The 19,630-nt window shown below is 61.7% G+C and carries 17 protein-coding genes and 1 riboswitch; of the genes, 12 read left to right on the top strand and 5 right to left on the bottom strand.

Annotated elements, in window-relative coordinates:
* Positions 1-9 precede the first annotated feature (9 nt).
* The 5 genes from NLM27_RS07165 (at position 10) to NLM27_RS07145 (ending at position 4,104) form a co-directional block, all read left to right on the top strand.
* Complete coding sequence (locus NLM27_RS07165; RefSeq protein WP_254142685.1) at positions 10-762, top strand: PaaI family thioesterase; 753 nt, start codon at positions 10-12, stop codon at positions 760-762.
* Positions 763-887: 125 nt separating this feature from the next.
* Positions 888-1,175 carry a hypothetical protein gene (locus NLM27_RS07160; RefSeq protein ID WP_254142684.1) on the top strand — a complete coding sequence of 96 codons (288 nt, stop codon included), beginning with the start codon at positions 888-890 and terminating at the stop codon, positions 1,173-1,175.
* A gap of 258 nt (positions 1,176-1,433) precedes the next feature.
* Positions 1,434-2,381 (top strand): ABC transporter substrate-binding protein, encoded by a 948-nt coding sequence (locus NLM27_RS07155; protein WP_254142683.1) that lies wholly within the window; start codon positions 1,434-1,436, stop codon positions 2,379-2,381.
* Positions 2,378-2,872 (top strand): VOC family protein, encoded by a 495-nt coding sequence (locus tag NLM27_RS07150; RefSeq protein WP_254142682.1) that lies wholly within the window; start codon positions 2,378-2,380, stop codon positions 2,870-2,872. The genes NLM27_RS07155 and NLM27_RS07150 overlap by 4 nt, the downstream gene beginning before the upstream one ends.
* 188 nt (positions 2,873-3,060) lie before the next feature.
* Positions 3,061-4,104 (top strand): ABC transporter substrate-binding protein, encoded by a 1,044-nt coding sequence (locus NLM27_RS07145; RefSeq protein WP_254142681.1) that lies wholly within the window; start codon positions 3,061-3,063, stop codon positions 4,102-4,104.
* Between the two features lie 300 nt (positions 4,105-4,404).
* Here NLM27_RS07145 and NLM27_RS07140 read toward each other — a convergent pair whose 3' ends face one another.
* Positions 4,405-4,653, bottom strand: a complete 249-nt coding sequence (locus NLM27_RS07140) for a hypothetical protein (RefSeq protein ID WP_254142680.1) — start codon at positions 4,651-4,653, stop codon at positions 4,405-4,407.
* 379 nt (positions 4,654-5,032) lie between these two features.
* Here NLM27_RS07140 and NLM27_RS07135 point away from each other — a divergent pair, with 379 nt between their 5' ends.
* Complete coding sequence (locus tag NLM27_RS07135; RefSeq protein ID WP_254142679.1) at positions 5,033-5,437, top strand: hypothetical protein; 405 nt, start codon at positions 5,033-5,035, stop codon at positions 5,435-5,437.
* Between the two features lie 301 nt (positions 5,438-5,738).
* Positions 5,739-6,758 carry a tryptophan--tRNA ligase gene (gene trpS, locus NLM27_RS07130; protein ID WP_254142678.1) on the top strand — a complete coding sequence of 340 codons (1,020 nt, stop codon included), beginning with the start codon at positions 5,739-5,741 and terminating at the stop codon, positions 6,756-6,758.
* 278 nt (positions 6,759-7,036) lie between these two features.
* Here trpS and NLM27_RS07125 read toward each other — a convergent pair whose 3' ends face one another.
* Positions 7,037-7,960 (bottom strand): LysR substrate-binding domain-containing protein, encoded by a 924-nt coding sequence (locus NLM27_RS07125; RefSeq protein WP_254142677.1) that lies wholly within the window; start codon positions 7,958-7,960, stop codon positions 7,037-7,039.
* 107 nt (positions 7,961-8,067) lie between these two features.
* On the opposite strand from NLM27_RS07125, the gene NLM27_RS07120 reads away from it, so the two are divergent.
* On the top strand, positions 8,068-8,772 hold the full coding sequence (locus tag NLM27_RS07120) for an alpha/beta fold hydrolase (protein ID WP_254142676.1): 705 nt from the start codon (positions 8,068-8,070) through the stop codon (positions 8,770-8,772).
* Between the two features lie 128 nt (positions 8,773-8,900).
* A complete protein-coding gene (locus NLM27_RS07115) occupies positions 8,901-9,602 on the top strand; it encodes an alpha/beta fold hydrolase (RefSeq protein WP_254142675.1) in 702 nt (233 codons plus the stop codon).
* 458 nt (positions 9,603-10,060) lie between these two features.
* On the opposite strand, the gene NLM27_RS07110 is transcribed toward NLM27_RS07115, so the two are convergent.
* Together NLM27_RS07110 and NLM27_RS07105 are read right to left on the bottom strand one after the other, a co-directional pair.
* Positions 10,061-11,743 carry a tetratricopeptide repeat protein gene (locus tag NLM27_RS07110; protein ID WP_254142674.1) on the bottom strand — a complete coding sequence of 561 codons (1,683 nt, stop codon included), beginning with the start codon at positions 11,741-11,743 and terminating at the stop codon, positions 10,061-10,063.
* Positions 11,744-11,939: 196 nt separating this feature from the next.
* Entirely contained in the window at positions 11,940-13,139 is a 1,200-nt protein-coding gene (locus NLM27_RS07105; RefSeq protein ID WP_254142673.1) for a TrmJ/YjtD family RNA methyltransferase, read from the bottom strand.
* A gap of 337 nt (positions 13,140-13,476) precedes the next feature.
* Here NLM27_RS07105 and NLM27_RS07100 point away from each other — a divergent pair, with 337 nt between their 5' ends.
* Together NLM27_RS07100 and NLM27_RS07095 are read left to right on the top strand one after the other, a co-directional pair.
* A complete protein-coding gene (locus NLM27_RS07100; protein WP_254142672.1) occupies positions 13,477-14,691 on the top strand; it encodes an NADP-dependent isocitrate dehydrogenase in 1,215 nt (404 codons plus the stop codon).
* A 99-nt stretch (positions 14,692-14,790) separates the two neighbouring features.
* Complete coding sequence (locus NLM27_RS07095) at positions 14,791-15,291, top strand: DUF3455 domain-containing protein (protein WP_254142671.1); 501 nt, start codon at positions 14,791-14,793, stop codon at positions 15,289-15,291.
* Positions 15,292-15,320: 29 nt separating this feature from the next.
* Here NLM27_RS07095 and alaS read toward each other — a convergent pair whose 3' ends face one another.
* Complete coding sequence (gene alaS, locus NLM27_RS07090) at positions 15,321-17,999, bottom strand: alanine--tRNA ligase (RefSeq protein WP_254142670.1); 2,679 nt, start codon at positions 17,997-17,999, stop codon at positions 15,321-15,323.
* 248 nt (positions 18,000-18,247) lie between these two features.
* A riboswitch (glycine riboswitch) is annotated at positions 18,248-18,338 on the top strand.
* Positions 18,339-18,484: 146 nt separating this feature from the next.
* On the opposite strand from alaS, the gene gcvT reads away from it, so the two are divergent.
* The gene (gcvT, locus tag NLM27_RS07085) at positions 18,485-19,630 is read left to right on the top strand and encodes a glycine cleavage system aminomethyltransferase GcvT (protein ID WP_254142669.1); all 1,146 of its coding nucleotides are present in this window, start codon (positions 18,485-18,487) and stop codon (positions 19,628-19,630) included.

Raw genomic sequence — 19,630 nt, 5'->3', positions numbered from 1 at the left:
GAGAAACCGATGACACAGATCATCATCGACAACCGCTTTCGCGGTCCTCCGAACTCCGGCAACGGCGGCTATGTCTGCGGCCGCCTCGCCCAGCACATTCCCGGCGGCGCCGAGGTGACGTTGCGCGCGCCGCCTCCCCTGGACACGCCGCTCGATGCGGCCGCAACGGACAACGGCACCTGGGAGCTTCGCGATGGCACCAAGGTCGTGGCGACGGGGCGCGCGGCCAGCGTCGAGCTTGCGCGGGTGGAGAATGCCAGCTTGCCGGAAGCACGCGCGGCCGAATTGCTGGCGCTGTTCGAGCCGCACGAGCATCCGCTGCCGCACTGTTTCGTGTGCGGCCCCGCACGGGCGCAAGGCGACGGCCTGCGCATCTTCGCCGGGCCGCTCAGCCGTCATGCACAGACTCCCGCTCTCGCGGCGAGTTGGACGCCGGATTCGAACCTCGCCGCCGAGGATGGCCTGGTCGCCCCCGAATTCCTGTGGTCCGCGCTCGATTGTCCCACCGGCTTTGCCTGCAATTGCAATCCAGAGAGCAAGAGCTTCGACAAGACGCCGCTGTTGCTGGGCCGGATGTCGGCCCGCATCGAGGCCCGCCCGCGCCCCGGCGACCCCTGCATCATCACGGCCTGGCCCACCGGCCGCGACGGCCGCAAGCACACGGCCGATGCCGCTTTACATAATGAAGCCGGCAGGTTGCTGGCCGTGGCAAGGACGACTTGGATTTCAGTGGAACGCGAGGTGCAGCTCGGACGCGGGTGAGAAGGGCGCATCTCGTTAGGCCGGACGTCGGCCAGTGCAGCTTCACGCCGCCGCTAGTAACCCGAAGCGGTCGTTTTGATTTAAATCAACACAAGCCAACTGACATCTCCCTTCTTGTTTGTCTGATGAGTCAGTCAGAGCACAAGAGATTCAACCTCACGCCTGCGGTTCGTCGTGCGATGATCGCGACCAATGACCAGAAAGTGTTTCGCACTTATGGGCCGAACGGTAGCGCCTGGAAGTGCGAGCGCAATGGCGTCTCGCCGCGCATACTCTGGAAACTGCTCGCGAACGAATTGATAGAGGACGAGCCACAGACAGCCGTCACGACGGCTGTACCCGCAACCATCCGCATGCGCCTGAGTAAGGTTGGGCTGGACATATTAAAAGCGAGCTTAGACAGGAAAGCATGAGTCAATAACTCCCAAAGAGCTGAATAACGCTCTTCGACACGTGCAAGTTGGTCTTTTCAACCGACCTGCGCGTCGCAATTCAGGCATGTCTGCTTGTGGGGCCCCTAACGGACCAATCTCTGCATGGTGCGCGATGGTGGCCTCTGGTCCCGAAGCGGACATTGCGTCGCAGGGGTGGCTAGCCCTTTTCTCGCTCGGCTCGCGGCTGCAAGATGCTAGGCTTTACCCCTCAATCGGGCGCTTCACACGAGTAACACAATGAGGCGGCGCGAGTTCATCACGCTCGTCAGCGTCGCGGCGGCTATGGGCCCGAGCACGGCGCGGGCGGAGCAGACGAGAAAGCTACCCATCATCGGATTCTTAGGCCCGGCTTGGTCGGCCCCGGATTTCGAGAATCAGTTGCGCGACCTCGGTTGGATCGCGGGGCGGACCGTTGCGATCGAGTATCGCTCTGCGGAGGGACATACCGAACGCTCCACCGAAATTGCGATCGAGTTCGTCCGGCTCAAGGTGGACGTCATCGTCACGGTGGGGGGATCTCCGACCCTCGCGGTAAAGCGTGTGACATCGCTCATCCCGATTGTCTCCATTTCTGGCGACCCTGTTGGCAGCGACCTCGTCGCAAGTTTGGCCAGACCGGATGGCAATGCGACCGGCCTGGCACTCAATCCGATCAGTCTTGCCGGCAAGCGCCTCGATCTGTTGCGCGAGGTTGTCCCAGGCTTCCGCCGCTTGTCCGTTATGGTCAATGCCAATAGCCCCGGTTTCCAAAGCAGGATGGATGAGGTGCAGGCGGCGGCCTCCGCGCTCGGCCTCGAGGCGACCATACTGGAAATCCGGCGCGCGGCGGACGTTGCTTCGGCCTTCGAGGACCTCGGGGACCGTGCGGAAGCACTCTATGCCGTTGGCGTCCCACTCACCTTCGCCATTGCCACCCAGGCGCTGACCGCGCGAATTCCAACGATGTTTGAATACCGAGAGTTCGTCGATGCGGGTGGGCTGATGTCCTACGGCGTGAACGAAACCCACATATGGCGGCTTGCCGCTACCTTTGTCGACAGGATTTTGCGCGGAGCGAAGCCCGCCGACTTGCCGGTCCAACAGCCGACCAAGTTCGACCTCGTCATCAATCTGAGGACGGCCAGGGCACTCGGTCTGAAAGTACCGGAGTCATTCCTGTTACGCGCCGACGAGGTGATTGAATGAGCGCAGGCCGGCGCGATCGAGCGCGCTGCTTTGATGATAGGGGTGATGAGATGATACTCAATCCTGATCACGTTACGATCGCAGTGGCCGACGCCGGCGCGGCGATTGAGTTCTTCGCGCTCCTTGGTTTCAGAAAGGATCATGTCGCAGCGATCGACGGCGGCATTCCCGCCCAGTACATGGGTATGCCGCGCATGAAAGCGCGGCACATAACCCTCGTGCTCGAAGGATCGAATCCACGTTTCGAGATCCAGCTGCTTGAGTTCGACCCGCTCTCGGGGACCGATCCCGGGGCGCACCCGACGAATCTGCGAAAGCTGGGATTCAATCACCTTGCGTTCCGCGTCGACGGCATCGAGGCAACCACCGCGCACCTCGTCGCCAACGGCGTCGTCATGTTGAGCGACGAGATGGACTACATCGGGCGAAAGCTGCGGCTGTTCGAGGGTCCCGAGGGTATCACCTTCGAGTTGGTGCAACGGGACGATTAGACACCTTCTGTCTCGGGCGAACCATCCTCCATCTGACCAATGTCGGCTTGCGGGCAGAGCACCCCCTCTGTTTCCGCGTCCTGACGTTGGCTTGTGGGGTGCGAAGGGACCAAGGACGAACATGGCCGCGACGCTCGCATGTGACCATAGCCGTCCTCAATACGCGGCCTTTGCGAACGCAGCATCGCATGTCGCGCGATGCTTTGGATCGTGATATTCTACTCCCATCGTCCTCAAGCTTCGATGAGGATCGAATGAAGCGGCGGGAGTTCATAGCTGGTACTGCGGCGCTGCTCCTTTCGCCAAGACATTCATGGGCGCAGGGGAAGCACCATCGGCTCGGATTTCTTGCTATTGGTGATGGGAGCGGCCAGGCCCTCAATCAAGCCGAGCGAGCGTTCGTTGATGGGCTGCGAAGCTACGGCTGGATGGCCGGAAGAAGCCTGATGATCGAGTCCCGCTTTACCTACCCCCAGGATCGATTGGCAGCATCCGTCGCCGAGGTGATCGCTCTCGGTCCCGAAGTGATCATCGCCGCCGGACCGCAAGCGGCCGTCGCCCTGAAATCGGCAACTGGCACCATTCCGATTGTATTCGTGGCCGTAGGCGATCCCGAGGGGATCGGCCTCGTGCAAAGCCTGTCGCGACCGGGTGGCAACATAACGGGACTTACGACCGCCGTACCGGACGATTTCCTCGGGAAACGGATCGAAGTCCTCCGGGAACTAATTCCAAACGCATCGAAAATTGCGCTGCTGGTTAATCCGCACAACCCATGGAAGCCGATACTAGCCGACTACGCACCGCGCACAGCTCGGAAGCTGGGCGTAGCCCTGCCGGCAGTTGAGGCGGCCACCACTGAGGAACTCGACGTTGCCTTTGCCGCGGCCGCCGCCCAGCACGCCGATGGCATAGTTGATGTTGGCGATCCTCTCACTTACGTCGAGGCTCAGCGAGTGATCGCGCTCGCGGCCCGCTACCATCTGCCGGCAAACTATCTGTTTCAGCATTATGCCAACGGCGGATTATCGGTCTACGGGCCCGATATAGCCGATCTCTTCCGCCGTGCCGTTGGCTACGTCGATAAGATCCTCAAAGGCGCCGAACCTTCCGACCTGCCGGTACAACAGCCGACCAAATTCGAACTCATCATCAATATGAAGACTGCCAAAGCGCTCGGGCTCACCGTGCCACCCTCCTTGCTCGTTCGCGCGGATCGGGTGATCGAATAGCTTTCTTTTTCTTGTTGTGCACATGAGCCCGGAAGTGGCCGCTGCTGACCTTCGCTTGGTACGACAGGATGTCCGCTTCCGGGAGATAAGCCGGCCTTGGTCGGGCGAGCTGCCAAGAGTATCTTTTGACCCCATGCCGACGTTGGGATTACAGGTAGCAGTCGGTAGATTGCATCAGGTTCCTTCGCGTGAACTCGACCGCGTTCCCGCGCGGCGGTGGGCACCGATATGTGGAGACGCCGATTGGCGATTGTTGGCGTCAGGCCGTTATTTGGTCGGAATTGGAAGTCAACGTCTCTGTTAATTCATCTCGGTCCGTACATCGGCCACTGATTTTATTTCGCGCTCGGCAACGATCGAAGACGACATATCATCCGCTGCGCGCGTGAGCAGTTCGCTCAAAATGAGCCAACTGAAAAGCGCACCGGCAAGGACGGCAAACAATTGTGTAACAGGAGTAATTTCAATGAAACGATGGGCAATTGCCGCCTTTTTAAGTGTTGGCTTTGTTGGAGGGTCATTCGCTCGCCCACTGGATCCTCCCGGCACCACTTACATCGATGGGCTGCCGTGCAACCGTCCATGCCAGTCCTATATGGCGTGGAGCCAGCGGACGCTTAAGGCGAGCCAGGCTTCTGCCAAGGGGGCCGCGAACGTATCCTTCAAGGCGTCGATGGAAGCTCCCCGCAAACGCATTTCGAAGCGCGTTGAGCCGACCTCGGTCGATGCGTCGTCTCGGAAGAGTGCCGGTGATTTTCGGTCCTCGCTCGCCGCGACTCCGAAACCGCTGCCTCCTCCAAGGCCGAGAAGCCCTCCGGCGTGGCTCGTCACAACTCCAATGTCTCCGCCTGTTGGCGAAACCGGAAATGCTCCGCCTACCTTGGAGGTCAGCAATCCTCCCAAAGAGAGGTCTGCTCAGGAGTTGATCGTGGCGGCGTTGGCGATCGCCGAGCAAATCACGAACGCCGAACCGCCGAAGACGCCGGGCGATGATCGCGCGGATGAGACCAAGGCTGGCGATGCCAATGTCTCGATACCTTTGGTCGCGCTGCTGCTCGCCCGACCGGATGTAAAATCGGTCGCCGCGCTCAAGGGCCAAAATGTTGCCCTCGACAAGGCGCAGTCCGCGGTTGAACAGGATATCCGCTCCGCATTGGAGGCCGGCGGTGCTACGGACGCTCAGCTTTCGGTTGGCGACGGCGCCTCGCTAGATCGACTTATCAGCGGAGACGCACAAGCCGCAATTGTAAAGCTAGTTTCCCCCGACGCGGCAGAGGCATTCCCTGAAATCAAGGGCTTCAAGGTTCTCCGCGTTCCCCTCTTGGCTCGTTGACGGCGTGCACATTGCAACAGAGCCGTGGCGATCGTCCCCAAAACGGGATGGTCGGTGTCGGCAGTTGGGCCCATAACCGGACCTTTGCTCGTTCACTCAGCCGGCTTGCTTTCCTCTGAAGTTTCGTCAATATCGGCCGCATGACTGTCGTCGTGATCCCGTTCGCGAACTTGTGGTGGCGCTCCACTTAGGAGCGGCACGGCGTTGTCATTCACCCAACCGTCGCCGCCGTTTTATCGGCTTGCGAGGTTGCCTGCACCAACAGTCCGATTGAACGGCGGCTCCTATCTGGAGAACCGCGATGCAAGATTCGTCAGCCACCCTCCCTGTTATCCTGACCGGCGACAGAACAACCGGACCGTTGCACTTAGGGCACTACGTCGGTTCGTTGAAGAACCGCGTCGCCCTACAGACAACCCACCGGCAGTACCTGCTGTTGGCGGATACCCAGGCACTCACCGACAACGCGCACAATCCCGGTCGGGTGCGTGACAATGTCATTGAGATTGCGACGGACTACCTCGCTGTCGGCATCGATCCGAACCAGAGCACGATCTGTCTTCAATCGCATCTTCCGGCATTGGCCGATTTGACCCTGCTGTACATGAACTTTGTCACGGTGGCGCGGCTTGAGCGCAACCCAACCATCAAGGACGAAATTCAGGCGCGAGGCTTCGGCAGAGATATTCCTGCAGGCTTTCTCTGCTATCCCGTCGCCCAGGCCGCAGACATAACCGGCTTCAAAGCGACGATTGTCCCGGTTGGAGAAGATCAAGCTCCATTGATTGAGCAAACCAATGAGGTTGTTCGCCGCATCAATCGCCAAGCTGGTGTTGACGTGCTGCCAGAAGCCCACGCGCTTATTCCTCGCGTCGGACGTCTTCCCGGCATCGACGGCAAAGCCAAAATGAGCAAGTCGCAGGGCAATACTATTCAGCTATCAGCAACGGCCGATGAAATACGTGAGGCTGTCCGGCGTATGTTCACTGATCCAAACCATCTAAAGGCGTCCGATCCGGGTTGCGTCGAAGGCAACGTGGTCTTTACGTACTTGGATGCGTTCGACGAAGATCACATCACGGTTGAGGATTTGAAGGCACGCTATGTCCGCGGCGGTTTGGGCGACAGCATTGTCAAGAAACGTCTGGATGACGTGCTGCAGGCACTTCTCGCGCCAATCCGAGACCGTCGCCGCGCCCTCGCGCGGGATCCCGACTATGTGCTGCAAGTCGTTAAGCGTGGCACTGCGCGAGCGCGGGAGATAACTGATGCCACTTTGCGCGATGTTCGCGCCGCGCTTGGTCTATTCACACTGAATTAGTCGGATGGGGCCAAGCCGAGCTTGTGTCTGGATTTGGCCCATCGCGACATATGGCGTTACCGCCACCAACTTGGTCGCTATCGGGACAAAGCGGACGTAGAGTCATGCCGAAAAATCGAAACTCGAAGAATGATATTTTTCAGTTCGATCTCTAGGTTGAATCCGCTTGCGCGTTGAGCGACTAAAACGGTCTTGGACGAATGACTTCTTCTATCGCGATTGAGCGTCTTCGCGTTTTCACACAGCCAAGACCCAAAGCGGACGTCTGACACCGCCAGCTATTGAGCTTCAACATAACGTATAATGCTTTGGTTCTGAACACTTGCGACCAATTCATCCGCGCGAGACAAAAGCCGACCGAGCAAGGGTGACGGGTTTGCGCGATTGTATCCCAGTGCCAGATCGACCGTTGGAGTGCCGCCCTCGAGCGCTCTAGCGACGACGTTGGGTGCCAGCATGTTCTGCGCATAGAGCGGAACGAGGCTAATTCCGCCCGTGGAAGCCACGAGTGACATGGCCGATGATATGTTTTCGCCTTCGTACTTTGCCTTGAGAGTGATACCGACCCGAGATGCGTAGTTCTGTATGACCTCTTGCAAGACCGGAGAAGTTCTTGCCGAGCTGACATAGATCTCGCGGGCGAGATCTTGGGGACGAATCTTCTTGCGAGATGCCAGATGATGTTCGGCCGGCAGCACGGCGATCAGGGGCTCCTTCGCCAACATCTTGAAGACGACGCCCTCGTTGTCCTTCTCGGGACGAAGGAAAGCTATATCCAACTTTCCCCGCATCAGTGCGAGCGCAAGTTCCGGTGAAGACTGCGTGCTGAGCGTGACTTCAACATCGGGTGATTCCTCGCGGAGGATGCGCAGAAGCTGAGGGAGCCACATGACCTCCAACCCGACGAGAAATCCCATCGAAAGGGCGGGCCTTTGCGGTTGCGCCGTCTGCCGGGCCCCCTCCGTTGCCGCCTCAACCTGCAACAGTGCCAGCCGTGCGTGATCAAGAAATACTCTTCCGGCGGCGGTCAGCGTCACGCCGCGCGCCTGGCGATCCAATAACTGAACGCCGACTTCGAATTCCAGATCGCGGATTTGTCGGCTCAGCGACGGCTGCGAGGTATTCAGTCGCCGCTGAGCAGCGGTCAAAAAGCTGCCTTCCTCTGCGACCGCGATAAAATAGCGCAAATGACGAAGTTCCATTCACCCTCGTATATCTTCAAAGCATAGCTCGGAGCCTACAAGGTCTTGGTCCTTGGCAAAAGCGGCATCTACGTTCGTGCCGCTTCAACCAAAAATGGACAAGAGCAATGTCTACCAATACCAAGCTTGCCATCGTTTTCTGCCATGGTCTCTGGGCCGACGGTTCGTGCTTCAGCAAGGTGATCCCCACTCTGCAAGCCGATGGGCACGAAGTGATCGCCGTCCAATACGGGCTCAATAATTATGCGGATGATGTAGCGACCGTGAAGCGCACGCTGGGGCGGGTCAATAGCCCCGCAATCCTCGTCGGTCACTCCTACGGAGGCGCTACCATTACGGGAGCGGGTACCGACGAGCGCGTCGCTGGTCTGGTTTATATCGCCGCAGTCGTTCCGGATGTTCATGAGACCGTACAGAGCGAGCTCAACAATTATCCGACGGAAATATTTTCCCAGATCGAGGTTGCGGGGGGACGCATTTGGATCAAGCCCGAAGGCGTCAAGTACTTTGCCGGAGATCTTTCCGAACAGGAGCAGAAACTGGTGTGGGCGACCCACTACCCGCCCGCCGCCGATCTGCTCGAGCAGCAAAATCTCGATGAAGTCGCCTGGAAGTCCAAGCCGAGCTGGTACATCCTCGCCCGGAAGGACCAGACTGTGCATCCCGATCTTCAGCGCTTTCTGTCGAAGCGCATGAATGCGACGACGGTCGAGACCGACAGCAGCCATGTCACCATGCTTTCCCAGCCTGACCTCGTCATCGACGTCATTCGCAAGGCTGCTGCGACTGTCGAAGGCGGTCAGTCGAAATAAATCACAGTTCCCTCGCCAAGGAGACGCCATTCAAGGCGTCTCCCTTCTTCGATTCGGGTGATTTCGAAAGACCTGGGTGGGTTCTTCGACAGAATTCGAGCTGCAATCATGACGGTTAAGGAGTGCCCATGTCCACTGCATCGAAGCTAACAATCGTGTTTTGTCACGGTATCTGGGCTGACGGCTCGTGCTTCAGCAAAGTCATTCCTGCATTGCAGGCCGATGGTCATGAGGTCATTGCCGTCCAATATGGTTTGGATTCCTATGAAGAAGACCTTGCCACAGTGAAGCGTACGCTCAATCGCGTTGGCAGCCCAGTTCTCCTCGTCGGCCATTCCTATGGCGGAGCGACCATCACCGGCGCCGGCACCGATGAGCGCGTGGTTGGCCTCGTCTATATCGCAGCGGTGGCCCCCGATGCAGGCGAAACCGTGCAAGACCAGCTCAACAAATTTCCTTCTGACATCTTCTCGCGCGTCGAAGTCGCAGACGGACGTGCCTGGATGCTGCCGAACGGCACCGAGTTCTTTGCTGGCGACCTTTCGGACGCTGATCAGAAACTCGTATGGGCCACCCATTATGCGCCCGTCGCCGATCTGTTCCTGCAGCAGAATCTTAGCGCTGATAAGGTCGCATGGAGATCGAAGCCAAGCTGGTACATTCTGGCGACTGGAGACCATACCGTGCACCCCGACTTGCAGCGCTGGGTCTCGAAGCGCATGGGCGCGACGGTCACAGAGGTGGCAAGTAGCCACGTGCCAATGCTTTCCCAGCCAGACCTCGTGATCGAAGTCATCCGCAAGGCGGCAGCCGCCGTTCAACGAAGTTGATCAAGTGGGCTTTGTTGGAAGGGACGAAGCCGTCGGAGGGCAGTGCTTCGCTTCCATTCGCGAGAGGATATGGCAACTGTTGTTGTTCTTAGCGCAGCTTAGCTTCGGACCACGTTAGTACACGCCCGCACAATATTCGTGGTTATGCTTCAGCGCGATTCATCAAATGTCGCCGAACGCGAAGCTCATGTCGGGAAGTGGCCTCAAAGCCGACGTCTGCGCCACTCTCTGCAACGTCGGCAGTGCGTCATAGCCGACTTCGTCCGGACAGAAGCGGTCCATCTCAATTGGCAGCACGACATCAAGTGCGGGCTCGATGGAAGGCGCCGCAGCTCTTTGCAAATGTCTCAACGAATGACCGCCGACCGCAAGACATTCCGCCTTCGCCCTTCGAGCTACGGCGGACAAGTCGAATTGCCCCCTACATCCACGGAAGCTGCGAAGCGGCGCCCGTTCAATCAGCGGCTTGCTCGCAGCGCGCCGAGCTCAAAATCAGCGGCTGGTTTCTCGATAAAGGTCTTCGGGCAAGCGGCTGCCGCCAGCTCGAACCGCTTCAACGCCTCGTCCGTGGAGCCGCTCTGCAGCGCGCGCTCTGCACTATAGAAATTCGCCTCGCAGACTTGCCCCTTGCTCTTCACCGGGTCGAGGTCCTCGGCAGCGCTGAGCACTTGCTCCGGCGTCATCGTGCCAAGGAACAGATTGACAATCGGCGCGGGCCATTTCGTCGCGTCCAGCTGCGTTGCGGCCTCGCTCAGCCGGCTCGGTTGGTCACTGCGCTTTGCAACAATTTCGCGCCATACGACCGGATAGGCATCCTTTGGATTGAGCTGGATCGCCTGATCCAGGTCCGCCAACGATTTGGCGAATGAAGCGCTCTGCCAATAGACTCTCGCACGATGAAAGTAGACGCGCGCATCCTTGGGATCGAGCTGCACGAGTTGATCGTAGTCCGCAAGCGAGCGGTCGAAGTCCCCCTTCGCCCTGTAGGCGTTGGCGCGGAGTCCGATGGCATACTTGTCCTTGGGATTAAAGCGGATCGCCTCGTCATAGTCTGCAATGGCGCGGTCAAGGTCCCCTTTCGCGTAGTAGGCTTCTCCCCGGACACGCAGGGGAGGACCATCGCTCGAAGCAAGTCCAATGGCCTCGCTATCGACGGACGCAGAAACGGGATCACCATCCTGCCCCTGGGTCGGGGCCTTGCGATCGCTGGGGATCATTCGATCCTCATGTGCCAACTGCATTGCCTTGGTGCAGTCGGCAATGGCGCGGTCGTAATCACCCTTTCGCGAATAGGCGACAGCGCGCCAGAAGTAGACCGACGGGCTTCGCGGGGTCAGCTCGACGACCCGGTCATAGTCGGAGACAGCGCGGTCGAGTTCGCCCAGCTGAGAAAAGGATTCGGCCCGAAAGTAATAGAAATTTTCGTTCTTTGGCCTGATCTGCATTGTTTGATCGAGTTCGGCCAAAGCACGCGCTCTGTTGCCCTTGGCGAAATAAACCCGTCCACGACACAACTGGCCACCGCCGGTTTGGGGGCTGATCTCGACCGCCCGATCACAGTCGGCCATGGCCCGATCCGGCTCCCCCTTGCGGATGTAAATGAGGCCTCGTTCGACGTATGCTATGACATTTTCTGGATGGATCAGGAGGGCCTGATCATAGTCGGCGATGGCCCGGACGAAGTCGCGTCTCGCCGAATAGACGTGAGCGCGTCCCACATATGCATAGGTATTCTTCGGATCGAGCTCGATCACCTTGCCGTAATCTGGCAGCGCGGCCTCGGGCTCTTGCTTTTGGAGGAATGAAGAAGCCCTCGCGATACGGGCGTTCAGATTGCCCGGATCGCGTTCGATGATTTGGGCGTAGTCCGCGATGGCAAGGTCGATCTCGCCCTTTTGGCGGTAGAACATTGCGCGGCGGAAGCGCGCCATGACCGCTCCGTGCTGGATGCCAGTTGCCGACTCGATAATAGCGGTGCAGCCAGCGATGCGGTCATCAACGCTGAAATTTCCGACCGCGTTGCACTTGGCGGTCAAGGGCATTTCAGCGCGGGCGCCTGATATTTCGAGCGAGGTCGTCAGCGCCAAAACGCCGATGCCTGCTGCCGCGCAAATCAGCGCGCGGCCCACCATTCCAAACATGCAGTCCCCATTTCAATTCCGGGGACTTCATAGCAACCGATTGCGCGTCTGCACAGCCCTTGGTTGCAGATGGAATTCGCAATTCGTAGGGTGGGCAAAGGCGCGCAGCGCCATGCCCACGACTTCGGCCTCGTTGATCGAGATTGGTGGGCACGCTTCGCTCTGCCCACCCTACGAGAGCTGTGCGTGACGAGTCTTACGTCGCCTGCTCCACCATCCCCTGCAGCCGCACTAGCTCCGCTTCCAGATCGCGCTCCACGTCTGCCGCGCGAATGTCGAGCACCCGATAGTCCCGCGCCTCGAGCCACGCCCGCCTCGCCGAGCGGTCGGCGGCAATCGCCTCGCCCTCGCCCGGGTTCACCAGCTCGATCGCGATCCGGTGCGGGAACGAGACGAAGTCCGGTATGTGGCGGCCGACCGGGGTCTGGCGCTTGAATCCTCCGGCAAAGCGGCGGTCGCGGGTCAGCGCATGCCAGAGCAGGCGTTCGGCATCGGTCGGGTTGCGGCGGAGCAGGCGGGCAAGGCCCCGAACGGTCGAACCGCTGTCGGGCACCCCGCCGCCCTGCCCGTGCTCGGCCAGCAGCGCACGCAGGCGCGTCGCCTGCTCGCCGTCGAGCACGCCGCCCTTGGCCGGCCCCTTGCGCCCCTCGGCGATCGCCATCACCACCCCGTGCAGGGTGTGCATGTCCTGCTTGGTCGGCTCCATCCGGCTGAAGATGTTACGCAGGTTGACCAGCATGGTGTCACGCTTCTCGGCCGGACGCAGGAATTCTACCTTGTCGAGCTCGCGCACGAGGTTGTCGAAGAAGGCCTGCATCTGGTGCTGCGAGGCACGCTCGGAGCGCTCCGGCATGCCGTGTGGCAGCTCGCCCGAGGTCATCAGCTTGAACCATTCATAGCCGACCAGCAGCACGGCCTGGGCGAGGTTCAACGAGGCAAGGCCCGGGTTGACCGGGAAGGTGATGATGCGGTTGGAAAGCCCGACCTCCTCATTGGTCAGCCCCCAGCGCTCCCGGCCGAACAGGATGCCGGCCTTGCCGCCGGTCGCGACGTGCCCCGAGATCTCGGCGGCGGCGGCCTCCGGTCCAACCACCGGCTTGGCCTGGTCGTGGGGGCGAGCTGTGGTGGCGAACAGGAGATCGAGGTCTGCGACCGCCTGCTCGACAGTGTCGAACAATTCGACCCGTTCCAGAATGTGGTCAGCCCCGGCCGCCGCGCGCTGCGCGGCGATGTTGGGCCAACCGTCGCGGGGGTTGACGATGCGCAAGGCGCCAAGCGCAAAATTGCCCATGGCCCGCGCGGCCATGCCGATGTTCTCACCGAGCTGCGGCTCGACCAGGATCACGATGGGGCCGTCGAGAGAAAGCCCCGCCTTGCTCTTGTCAGTCCCCGACATCTCGTTTCGCTTTCACACTGTCTCTCAAGGCCTTGCCAGGGCGCTCTTCAGGAAATGATTCAAGGCGCAGCCGGCCGGCCTTGCCCGTTCGCCTGTCGTTTGCCTGTCCTGGCAAAATTCTCAAGGGAAATAACGGGGTTAGAATCGACTTTTGAATCTCTTCTGAAGCCTGAAGCCTGCCCCCGCACCAAGACCCTCCCTGCCCCCCATCCGGGCAAGCTGGATGAGCTAAAAGTGCATAATCCCTTGGCTTTCGCCCGCCGCGCTGCGGTGCTAAGAGGCGGCGGATATTCCCGTGGCGCGCCAAAAGCGCCGTTCCCAAGAGGCTTCCCCGATCATGGCAAAAATCAAGGTATCCAATCCCGTCGTCGAACTCGATGGCGACGAGATGACCCGGATCATCTGGCAGTACATCAAGGACAAGCTGATCAACCCGTACCTTGATGTCGAGCTGCTCTATTACGACCTGGGCATGGAATACCGCGACCACACCAACGATCAGGTCACGATCGACGCCGCCGAGGCGATCAAGAAGGTCGGCGTCGGCGTCAAGTGCGCCACCATCACCCCGGACGAGGCCCGGGTGAAGGAGTTCAACCTCAAGCAGATGTGGAAGTCGCCGAACGGCACCATCCGCAACATCCTCGGCGGCGTGATCTTCCGCGAGCCGATCATCTGCAAGAACGTGCCGCGCCTCGTTCCCGGCTGGACCAAGCCGATCATCATCGGCCGCCACGCCTATGGCGACCAGTACCGCGCCACCGACATCAAGTTCCCGGGCAAGGGCACCCTCTCGCTGAAGTTCGTCGGCGAGGACGGCACCGTGATCGAGAAGGAAGTGTTCAAGGCTCCGGGCGCCGGCGTCGCCATGGAAATGTACAATCTCGACGATTCCATCATCGACTTCGCCCGCGCCTCCTTCAACTACGGCCTCTTGCGCGGCTACCCGGTGTACCTGTCGACCAAGAACACGATTCTGAAGGTCTATGACGGCCGCTTCAAGGACATCTTCCAGGAGATCTTCGACAAGGAGTTCAAGAAGGAATTCGACGCCAAGGGCCTGACCTACGAGCACCGCCTGATCGACGACATGGTGGCCTCGGCGCTGAAATGGTCCGGCGGCTATGTCTGGGCCTGCAAGAACTACGACGGCGACGTGCAGTCCGACACGGTCGCGCAGGGCTACGGCTCGCTCGGCCTGATGACCTCGGTGCTGCTCACCCCGGATGGCAAGACCGTGGAAGCCGAAGCCGCCCACGGCACCGTGACCCGCCACTACCGCGAGCACCAGAAGGGCAAGGAGACCTCGACCAACTCGATCGCGTCGATCTTCGCCTGGACCCGTGGCCTGTCGCACCGCGCCAAGCTCGACAACAATGCCGAGCTCGCCAAGTTCGCCGCGACGCTGGAGAAGGTCTGCGTCGACACCGTCGAGGCTGGCTACATGACCAAGGACCTCGCGCTCCTGGTCGGCGCCGACCAGCGCTGGCTCTCGACCACCGGCTTCCTCGACAAGGTCGCGGAGAACCTGACCAAGGAGCTGGCGGCGTAAGCCGTCCGCAATTTAGCCCGGCTGGGGCCAGACATCATCACGGGCCGCGCCTTCAAGCGCGGCCCGCTTTTTTTGAGAGCCTTTTGCGGAGATGCGACCATGTCGATCAAGCTTGCTGCCCCTGCCCTGCTGCTCGCGGCCCTGATCGGGCCGGCCGGGGCCGCGGAACCGCTGCCCGAGGCCATCGCCGCACCGGGCGAAACCGTCGTGCTCAGCCTCCACGCCGAGGGTGCGCAGGTCTATGAGTGCAAGGCAGGCACCGACGGCAAGCTCGCCTGGGCCTTTCGCGAGCCGATCGCGACGCTGCTGTCCGAGGGCAAGACCATCGGCCGCCACTATGCCGGCCCGAACTGGGAGCTCGCCGACGGCAGCGCGGTGGCCGGCAAGGCCATCGGTAACGCACCGGGCGCAACGGCCGCCGACATCCCCTGGTTGAAGCTGGAGGTCACCTCACACCGCGGCAACGGCGCGCTCACGCCGGTCACCACCGTCCAGCGCATCAACACCCACGGCGGCAAGCTCGACGGCGCCTGCGACAAGGCCGGCGCGTTCAAGAGCGCGCCCTACTCGGCCGAGTATGTGTTCCTGAAGAAGGGCTGAGCGCTCAGCAGTCCGGGGGACATCGCGCCTTAAGCCCCCGCCATCGCTTTTTCGATCGCCGAGAGCGCCGCAGCCGCGTTGGCACCGTCAGGGCCGCCGGCCTGCGCCATGTCGGGCCGTCCGCCGCCGCCCTTGCCGCCGAGCGCCTCGGAGGCGATGCGGACGAGGTTCACGGCGTTGAAGCGCGCGGTGAGGTCCGGCGTGACGCCGACCACGATTCCGGCCTTGCCGTCCTCGGTGACGCCGACGATGGCGACGACGCCAGAGCCGATCTGCTTCTTGCCGTCGTCGGCGAGGCTCTTGAGATCCTTCATCTCGATGCCCTCGACCGCACGCGCCATCAGCTTGACGTCGCCGACCTCGCGCACGCCTGCGGCCGCGCCGTTGCTCGCGGATGCGCCGCCGCCCATCGCCAGCTTCTTGCGCGCATCCGAGAGCTCGCGCTCGAGCTTCTTGCGCTCCTCCATCAGCGCGGCGATGCGCGCCGGCACGTCGTCGATCGACGTGCGCAGCTCGTTCGCCGCCGTCTTCGCCAGCACCATGGTGTCGTTGGCGTGCTTGCGCGCGTAATTGCCGGTCAGCGCCTCGATGCGGCGCACGCCCGAGGCGACCGCGCTCTCGCTCGTGAGCGTGATCAGGCCGATGTCGCCGGTGCGCCTCACATGAGTGCCGCCGCAGAGCTCGACTGACCAGCCGAGCGCGTTGGCGCCGCGCTCGCGCGCGGTCCTGCCCATCGAGACGACGCGGACCTCGTCGCCATATTTCTCGCCGAACAGCGCGCGCGCCCCCGCTTCGCGGGCTTCATCGACGCCCATGACGCGGGTCGTCACCTCGTCGTTCTCCAGCACCACGTCGTTGGCGATGTCCTCGACGCGGGCCAGCTCCTCCGCCGTGATGGGCTTCGGATGCACGAAGTCGAAGCGCAACCGGTCGGGCGCGACCATCGAGCCGCGCTGGGCGATGTGATCGCCGAGCACCTGGCGCAGCGCTTCGTGGATGAGGTGCGTTGCCGAGTGATGTGCGCGGATCGAGGAACGCCTGCCGTGATCGACCTCGAGCTGGAGTGCGGTGCCGAGCTTCACTTCGCCGCTCTCCACCATGCCGATATGAACGAAGAAATCGCCGAGCTTCTTCTGCGTGTCGGTGACGCGGACCTTGATACCGCCCTCGCCAAGCAGCACGCCGGTGTCGCCGACCTGGCCGCCGGACTCCGCGTAGAACGGCGTCTGGTTCAGCACGATCGCCCCGGTCTCGCCGGCCTTGAGGCTATCAGTCTCCTTGCCGTCCTTGACCAGCGCGGAGACGACGCCTTCGGCGCTCTCGGTCTCGTAGCCCAAAAATTCGGTCGCACCCAGCTTCTCGCGCAGCGGGAACCAGATCGCTTCGGAAGCCGCCTCGCCCGAGCCCTTCCAGGACTCGCGCGCCTTCTCGCGCTGGCGCTCCATCGCGTCGGTGAACGCCGCCTGGTCGACGCCGATGCCGCGCGACTTCAGCGCGTCCTGCGTCAGGTCCAGCGGGAAGCCATAGGTGTCGTAGAGCGTGAAGGCGACGTCGCCGTCGAACATGTCGCCCTTCTTCAAGGAAGCGCTCTTCTCGTCCAGGATTGCCAAGCCGCGTGAAAGAGTCTTGCGGAAGCGGGTCTCTTCCAGCCGCAGCGTTTCCTCGATCAGCTTCTCCGCGCGGACCAGTTCCGGAAGGGCCTGACCCATCTCGCGCACCAGCGCCCAGACCAGCCGATGCATCAGCGGGTCTTTCGCACCCAAAAGCTGCGCATGGCGCATCGCGCGGCGCATGATCCGGCGCAGCACGTAGCCGCGGCCCTCGTTCGATGGCAGCACGCCGTCGGAGATCAGGAAGGCGGAAGAGCGCAAATGGTCGGCGATGACGCGGAACGAGGCGACGGTCCGCTCGTTCGGCCCGCTGCCCAGCGCAGACGCAGTCGCATCGATCAGGTTGCGGAACAGGTCGGTCTCGAACACGCTCTCGACGCCCTGGAGGATGCAGGCCATGCGCTCCAGGCCCATGCCGGTGTCGATCGAGGGACGCGGCAGCGGCTGGCGCTCCTCCTTCGTCACCTGCTCGAACTGCATGAACACGAGATTCCAGAACTCGAGGAAGCGGTCGCCGTCCTCCTCAGGCGAGCCCGGAGGTCCGCCCCAGATATGCTCGCCGCGATCGATAAAAATCTCCGAGCACGGGCCGCACGGGCCGGTGTCGCCCATCGCCCAGAAATTGTCCGCGGTCGGGATGCGGATGATGCGGTCGTCGGAGAAGCCCGCGATCTTCTTCCACAGGCCCGCCGCCTCGTCGTCGGTGTGGTAGACCGTGACGAGCAGCTTGTCCTTCTTCAGCCCGAACTCTGAGGTGATCAGCTTCCAGGCGAGCTCGATCGCCCGCTCCTTGAAGTAGTCGCCGAACGAGAAGTTGCCGAGCATCTCGAAGAAGGTGAGATGGCGCGCGGTGTAGCCGACATTGTCGAGATCGTTGTGCTTGCCGCCGGCGCGCACGCATTTCTGTGACGTGGTAGCGCGCTGGTAGGGCCGCTTCTCCATGCCGGTGAAGACGTTCTTGAACTGAACCATGCCGGCATTGGTGAACATCAACGTCGGATCGTTGCGCGGCACCAATGGCGAGGACGGCACGATCTCGTGGCCGTTCTCGGCAAAAAAGTTCAGAAAGGTCGACCTGATCTCGTTGACGCCGCTCATGTTCATCCAATCGGGTGTGCTTGGACCCGCGCTTCTCGCCGTAAGAACCGGACGTTAAGGCTGATATCTGCGGGCCAAAGCGCTTTTAGACAAGGCCAGCTTCGCTGTCCAGAAACTGTGCAGACAGATCAGAGGGTTGCCGCAGGCGCGTAATCCCCGTTGCGGACCCGGTTGCAAACCCCGTTGAAAGGCGAAGCCGCCGCGTTGACAGGCTTGGCCGCCATGTGGTCTGTACCCATGTATATCGTACGGCCACGTCGGGAGAGACCGGCTTTAGGCAGCCGGCGCCGAAGGAGCAACCGCCCCGGAAACTCTCAGGCAAAAGGACCGCGTGGCTTTGACGACATCTGGAAAGAGGCGCCGACGGGCTTGAAACCCGGGTGGCACCCGCCGACGGGATAATACTCTCAGGCACAGCGACAGATGGGGCTTCGACTGGTTGCTCCCGGGGAATCGTCCCTGGGGAACCGCCGAGGGCCCCTGTGATGCGATCGCGCGACGACCGAGATTCCCTCCGACGTACCCCGCTCCACGCCCTGCATGTATCCCTGGGCGGCAAGATGGTGCCGTTCGCGGGTTATGACATGCCCGTGCAATATCCTACGGGCGTCCTCAAAGAGCATCTCCATACCCGCAGCCAAGCCGGCCTGTTCGACGTCTCCCACATGGGCCAGCTCGCGCTCCGGCCCAAATCGGGCAAGGTCGAGGACGCCGCCCGCGCGCTGGAACGGCTGGTGCTGCAGGATATCGTGGCGATTGCCGAGGGGCGGCAGCGCTACGCCCAGTTCACCAATGCGGATGGCGGCATCCTCGACGACCTCATGGTCGCCAATTTCGGCGATCACCTGTTCCTGGTGGTCAACGCCGCCTGCAAGGAAGCGGACGAGGCGCATCTGCGCGCGCATCTCTCCGCCGACTGCGTCATCGAGCAGCTTGCCGACCGCGCGCTGATCGCGCTGCAGGGCCCGAAGGCGGAATCGGCGCTGGCGAAATTGTGCGCAGAGGCGCCGTCCATGAAATTCATGGACGCTGGACCGCATGAGGTCGCCGGCATCAAGTGTTTCGTCTCGCGCTCCGGCTACACCGGCGAAGACGGTTTCGAGATCTCCGTTCCCGCAGGGGATGCCGAGCGTCTGGCCAGGATGCTGCTCGAAAACCCCGACGTGATGCCGATCGGCTTAGGAGCCCGCGACAGCCTGCGACTCGAGGCCGGGCTCTGCCTCTACGGCCACGACATCGACACCGAAACCACGCCGGTCGAAGCCGCGCTGGAATGGTCGGTGCAGAAGAGCCGCCGCAGCGGCGGTGCGCGCGCCGGCGGCTTTCCCGGTGCGGAAAAGATCCTTGCTCATTTCGACAACGGCGCATCGCGCCGCCGCGTTGGCCTGCTCGCCCAGGGCCGCGCGCCGGTACGCGAGGGCGCGCTGCTGTTTGCTGATAGCGCGGGCGAGCCGATCGGAAAGGTCACCTCGGGCGGTTTCGGCCCGAGCCTGAACGCGCCGGTGGCAATGGGTTACGTGCCGACGAGCCAGAGCGCGCTCGGCACAAGTCTCTTCGCCGAGGTGCGCGGACAACGCCTTCCGCTCACCATCGCCGCCATGCCCTTCGTGAAAAACACCTACAAACGCTGA

It is taken from the genome of Bradyrhizobium sp. CCGB12, assembly GCF_024199845.1.
Lineage (GTDB): Bacteria > Pseudomonadota > Alphaproteobacteria > Rhizobiales > Xanthobacteraceae > Bradyrhizobium.
This window is presented reverse-complemented; position numbering and strand designations above follow the sequence as displayed.

Coding starts and splice junctions, on each gene's coding strand:
- NLM27_RS07165 (WP_254142685.1), top strand. CDS start 10: ATGACACAGATCATCATCGACAACCGCTTTCGCGGTCCTCCGAACTCC.
- NLM27_RS07160 (WP_254142684.1), top strand. CDS start 888: ATGAGTCAGTCAGAGCACAAGAGATTCAACCTCACGCCTGCGGTTCGT.
- NLM27_RS07155 (WP_254142683.1), top strand. CDS start 1,434: ATGAGGCGGCGCGAGTTCATCACGCTCGTCAGCGTCGCGGCGGCTATG.
- NLM27_RS07150 (WP_254142682.1), top strand. CDS start 2,378: ATGAGCGCAGGCCGGCGCGATCGAGCGCGCTGCTTTGATGATAGGGGT.
- NLM27_RS07145 (WP_254142681.1), top strand. CDS start 3,061: ATGTCGCGCGATGCTTTGGATCGTGATATTCTACTCCCATCGTCCTCA.
- trpS (WP_254142678.1), top strand. CDS start 5,739: ATGCAAGATTCGTCAGCCACCCTCCCTGTTATCCTGACCGGCGACAGA.
- NLM27_RS07125 (WP_254142677.1), bottom strand. CDS start 7,960: ATGGAACTTCGTCATTTGCGCTATTTTATCGCGGTCGCAGAGGAAGGC.
- NLM27_RS07120 (WP_254142676.1), top strand. CDS start 8,068: ATGTCTACCAATACCAAGCTTGCCATCGTTTTCTGCCATGGTCTCTGG.
- NLM27_RS07115 (WP_254142675.1), top strand. CDS start 8,901: ATGTCCACTGCATCGAAGCTAACAATCGTGTTTTGTCACGGTATCTGG.
- NLM27_RS07110 (WP_254142674.1), bottom strand. CDS start 11,743: ATGTTTGGAATGGTGGGCCGCGCGCTGATTTGCGCGGCAGCAGGCATC.
- NLM27_RS07105 (WP_254142673.1), bottom strand. CDS start 13,139: ATGTCGGGGACTGACAAGAGCAAGGCGGGGCTTTCTCTCGACGGCCCC.
- NLM27_RS07100 (WP_254142672.1), top strand. CDS start 13,477: ATGGCAAAAATCAAGGTATCCAATCCCGTCGTCGAACTCGATGGCGAC.
- NLM27_RS07095 (WP_254142671.1), top strand. CDS start 14,791: ATGTCGATCAAGCTTGCTGCCCCTGCCCTGCTGCTCGCGGCCCTGATC.
- alaS (WP_254142670.1), bottom strand. CDS start 17,999: ATGAGCGGCGTCAACGAGATCAGGTCGACCTTTCTGAACTTTTTTGCC.
- gcvT (WP_254142669.1), top strand. CDS start 18,485: ATGCGATCGCGCGACGACCGAGATTCCCTCCGACGTACCCCGCTCCAC.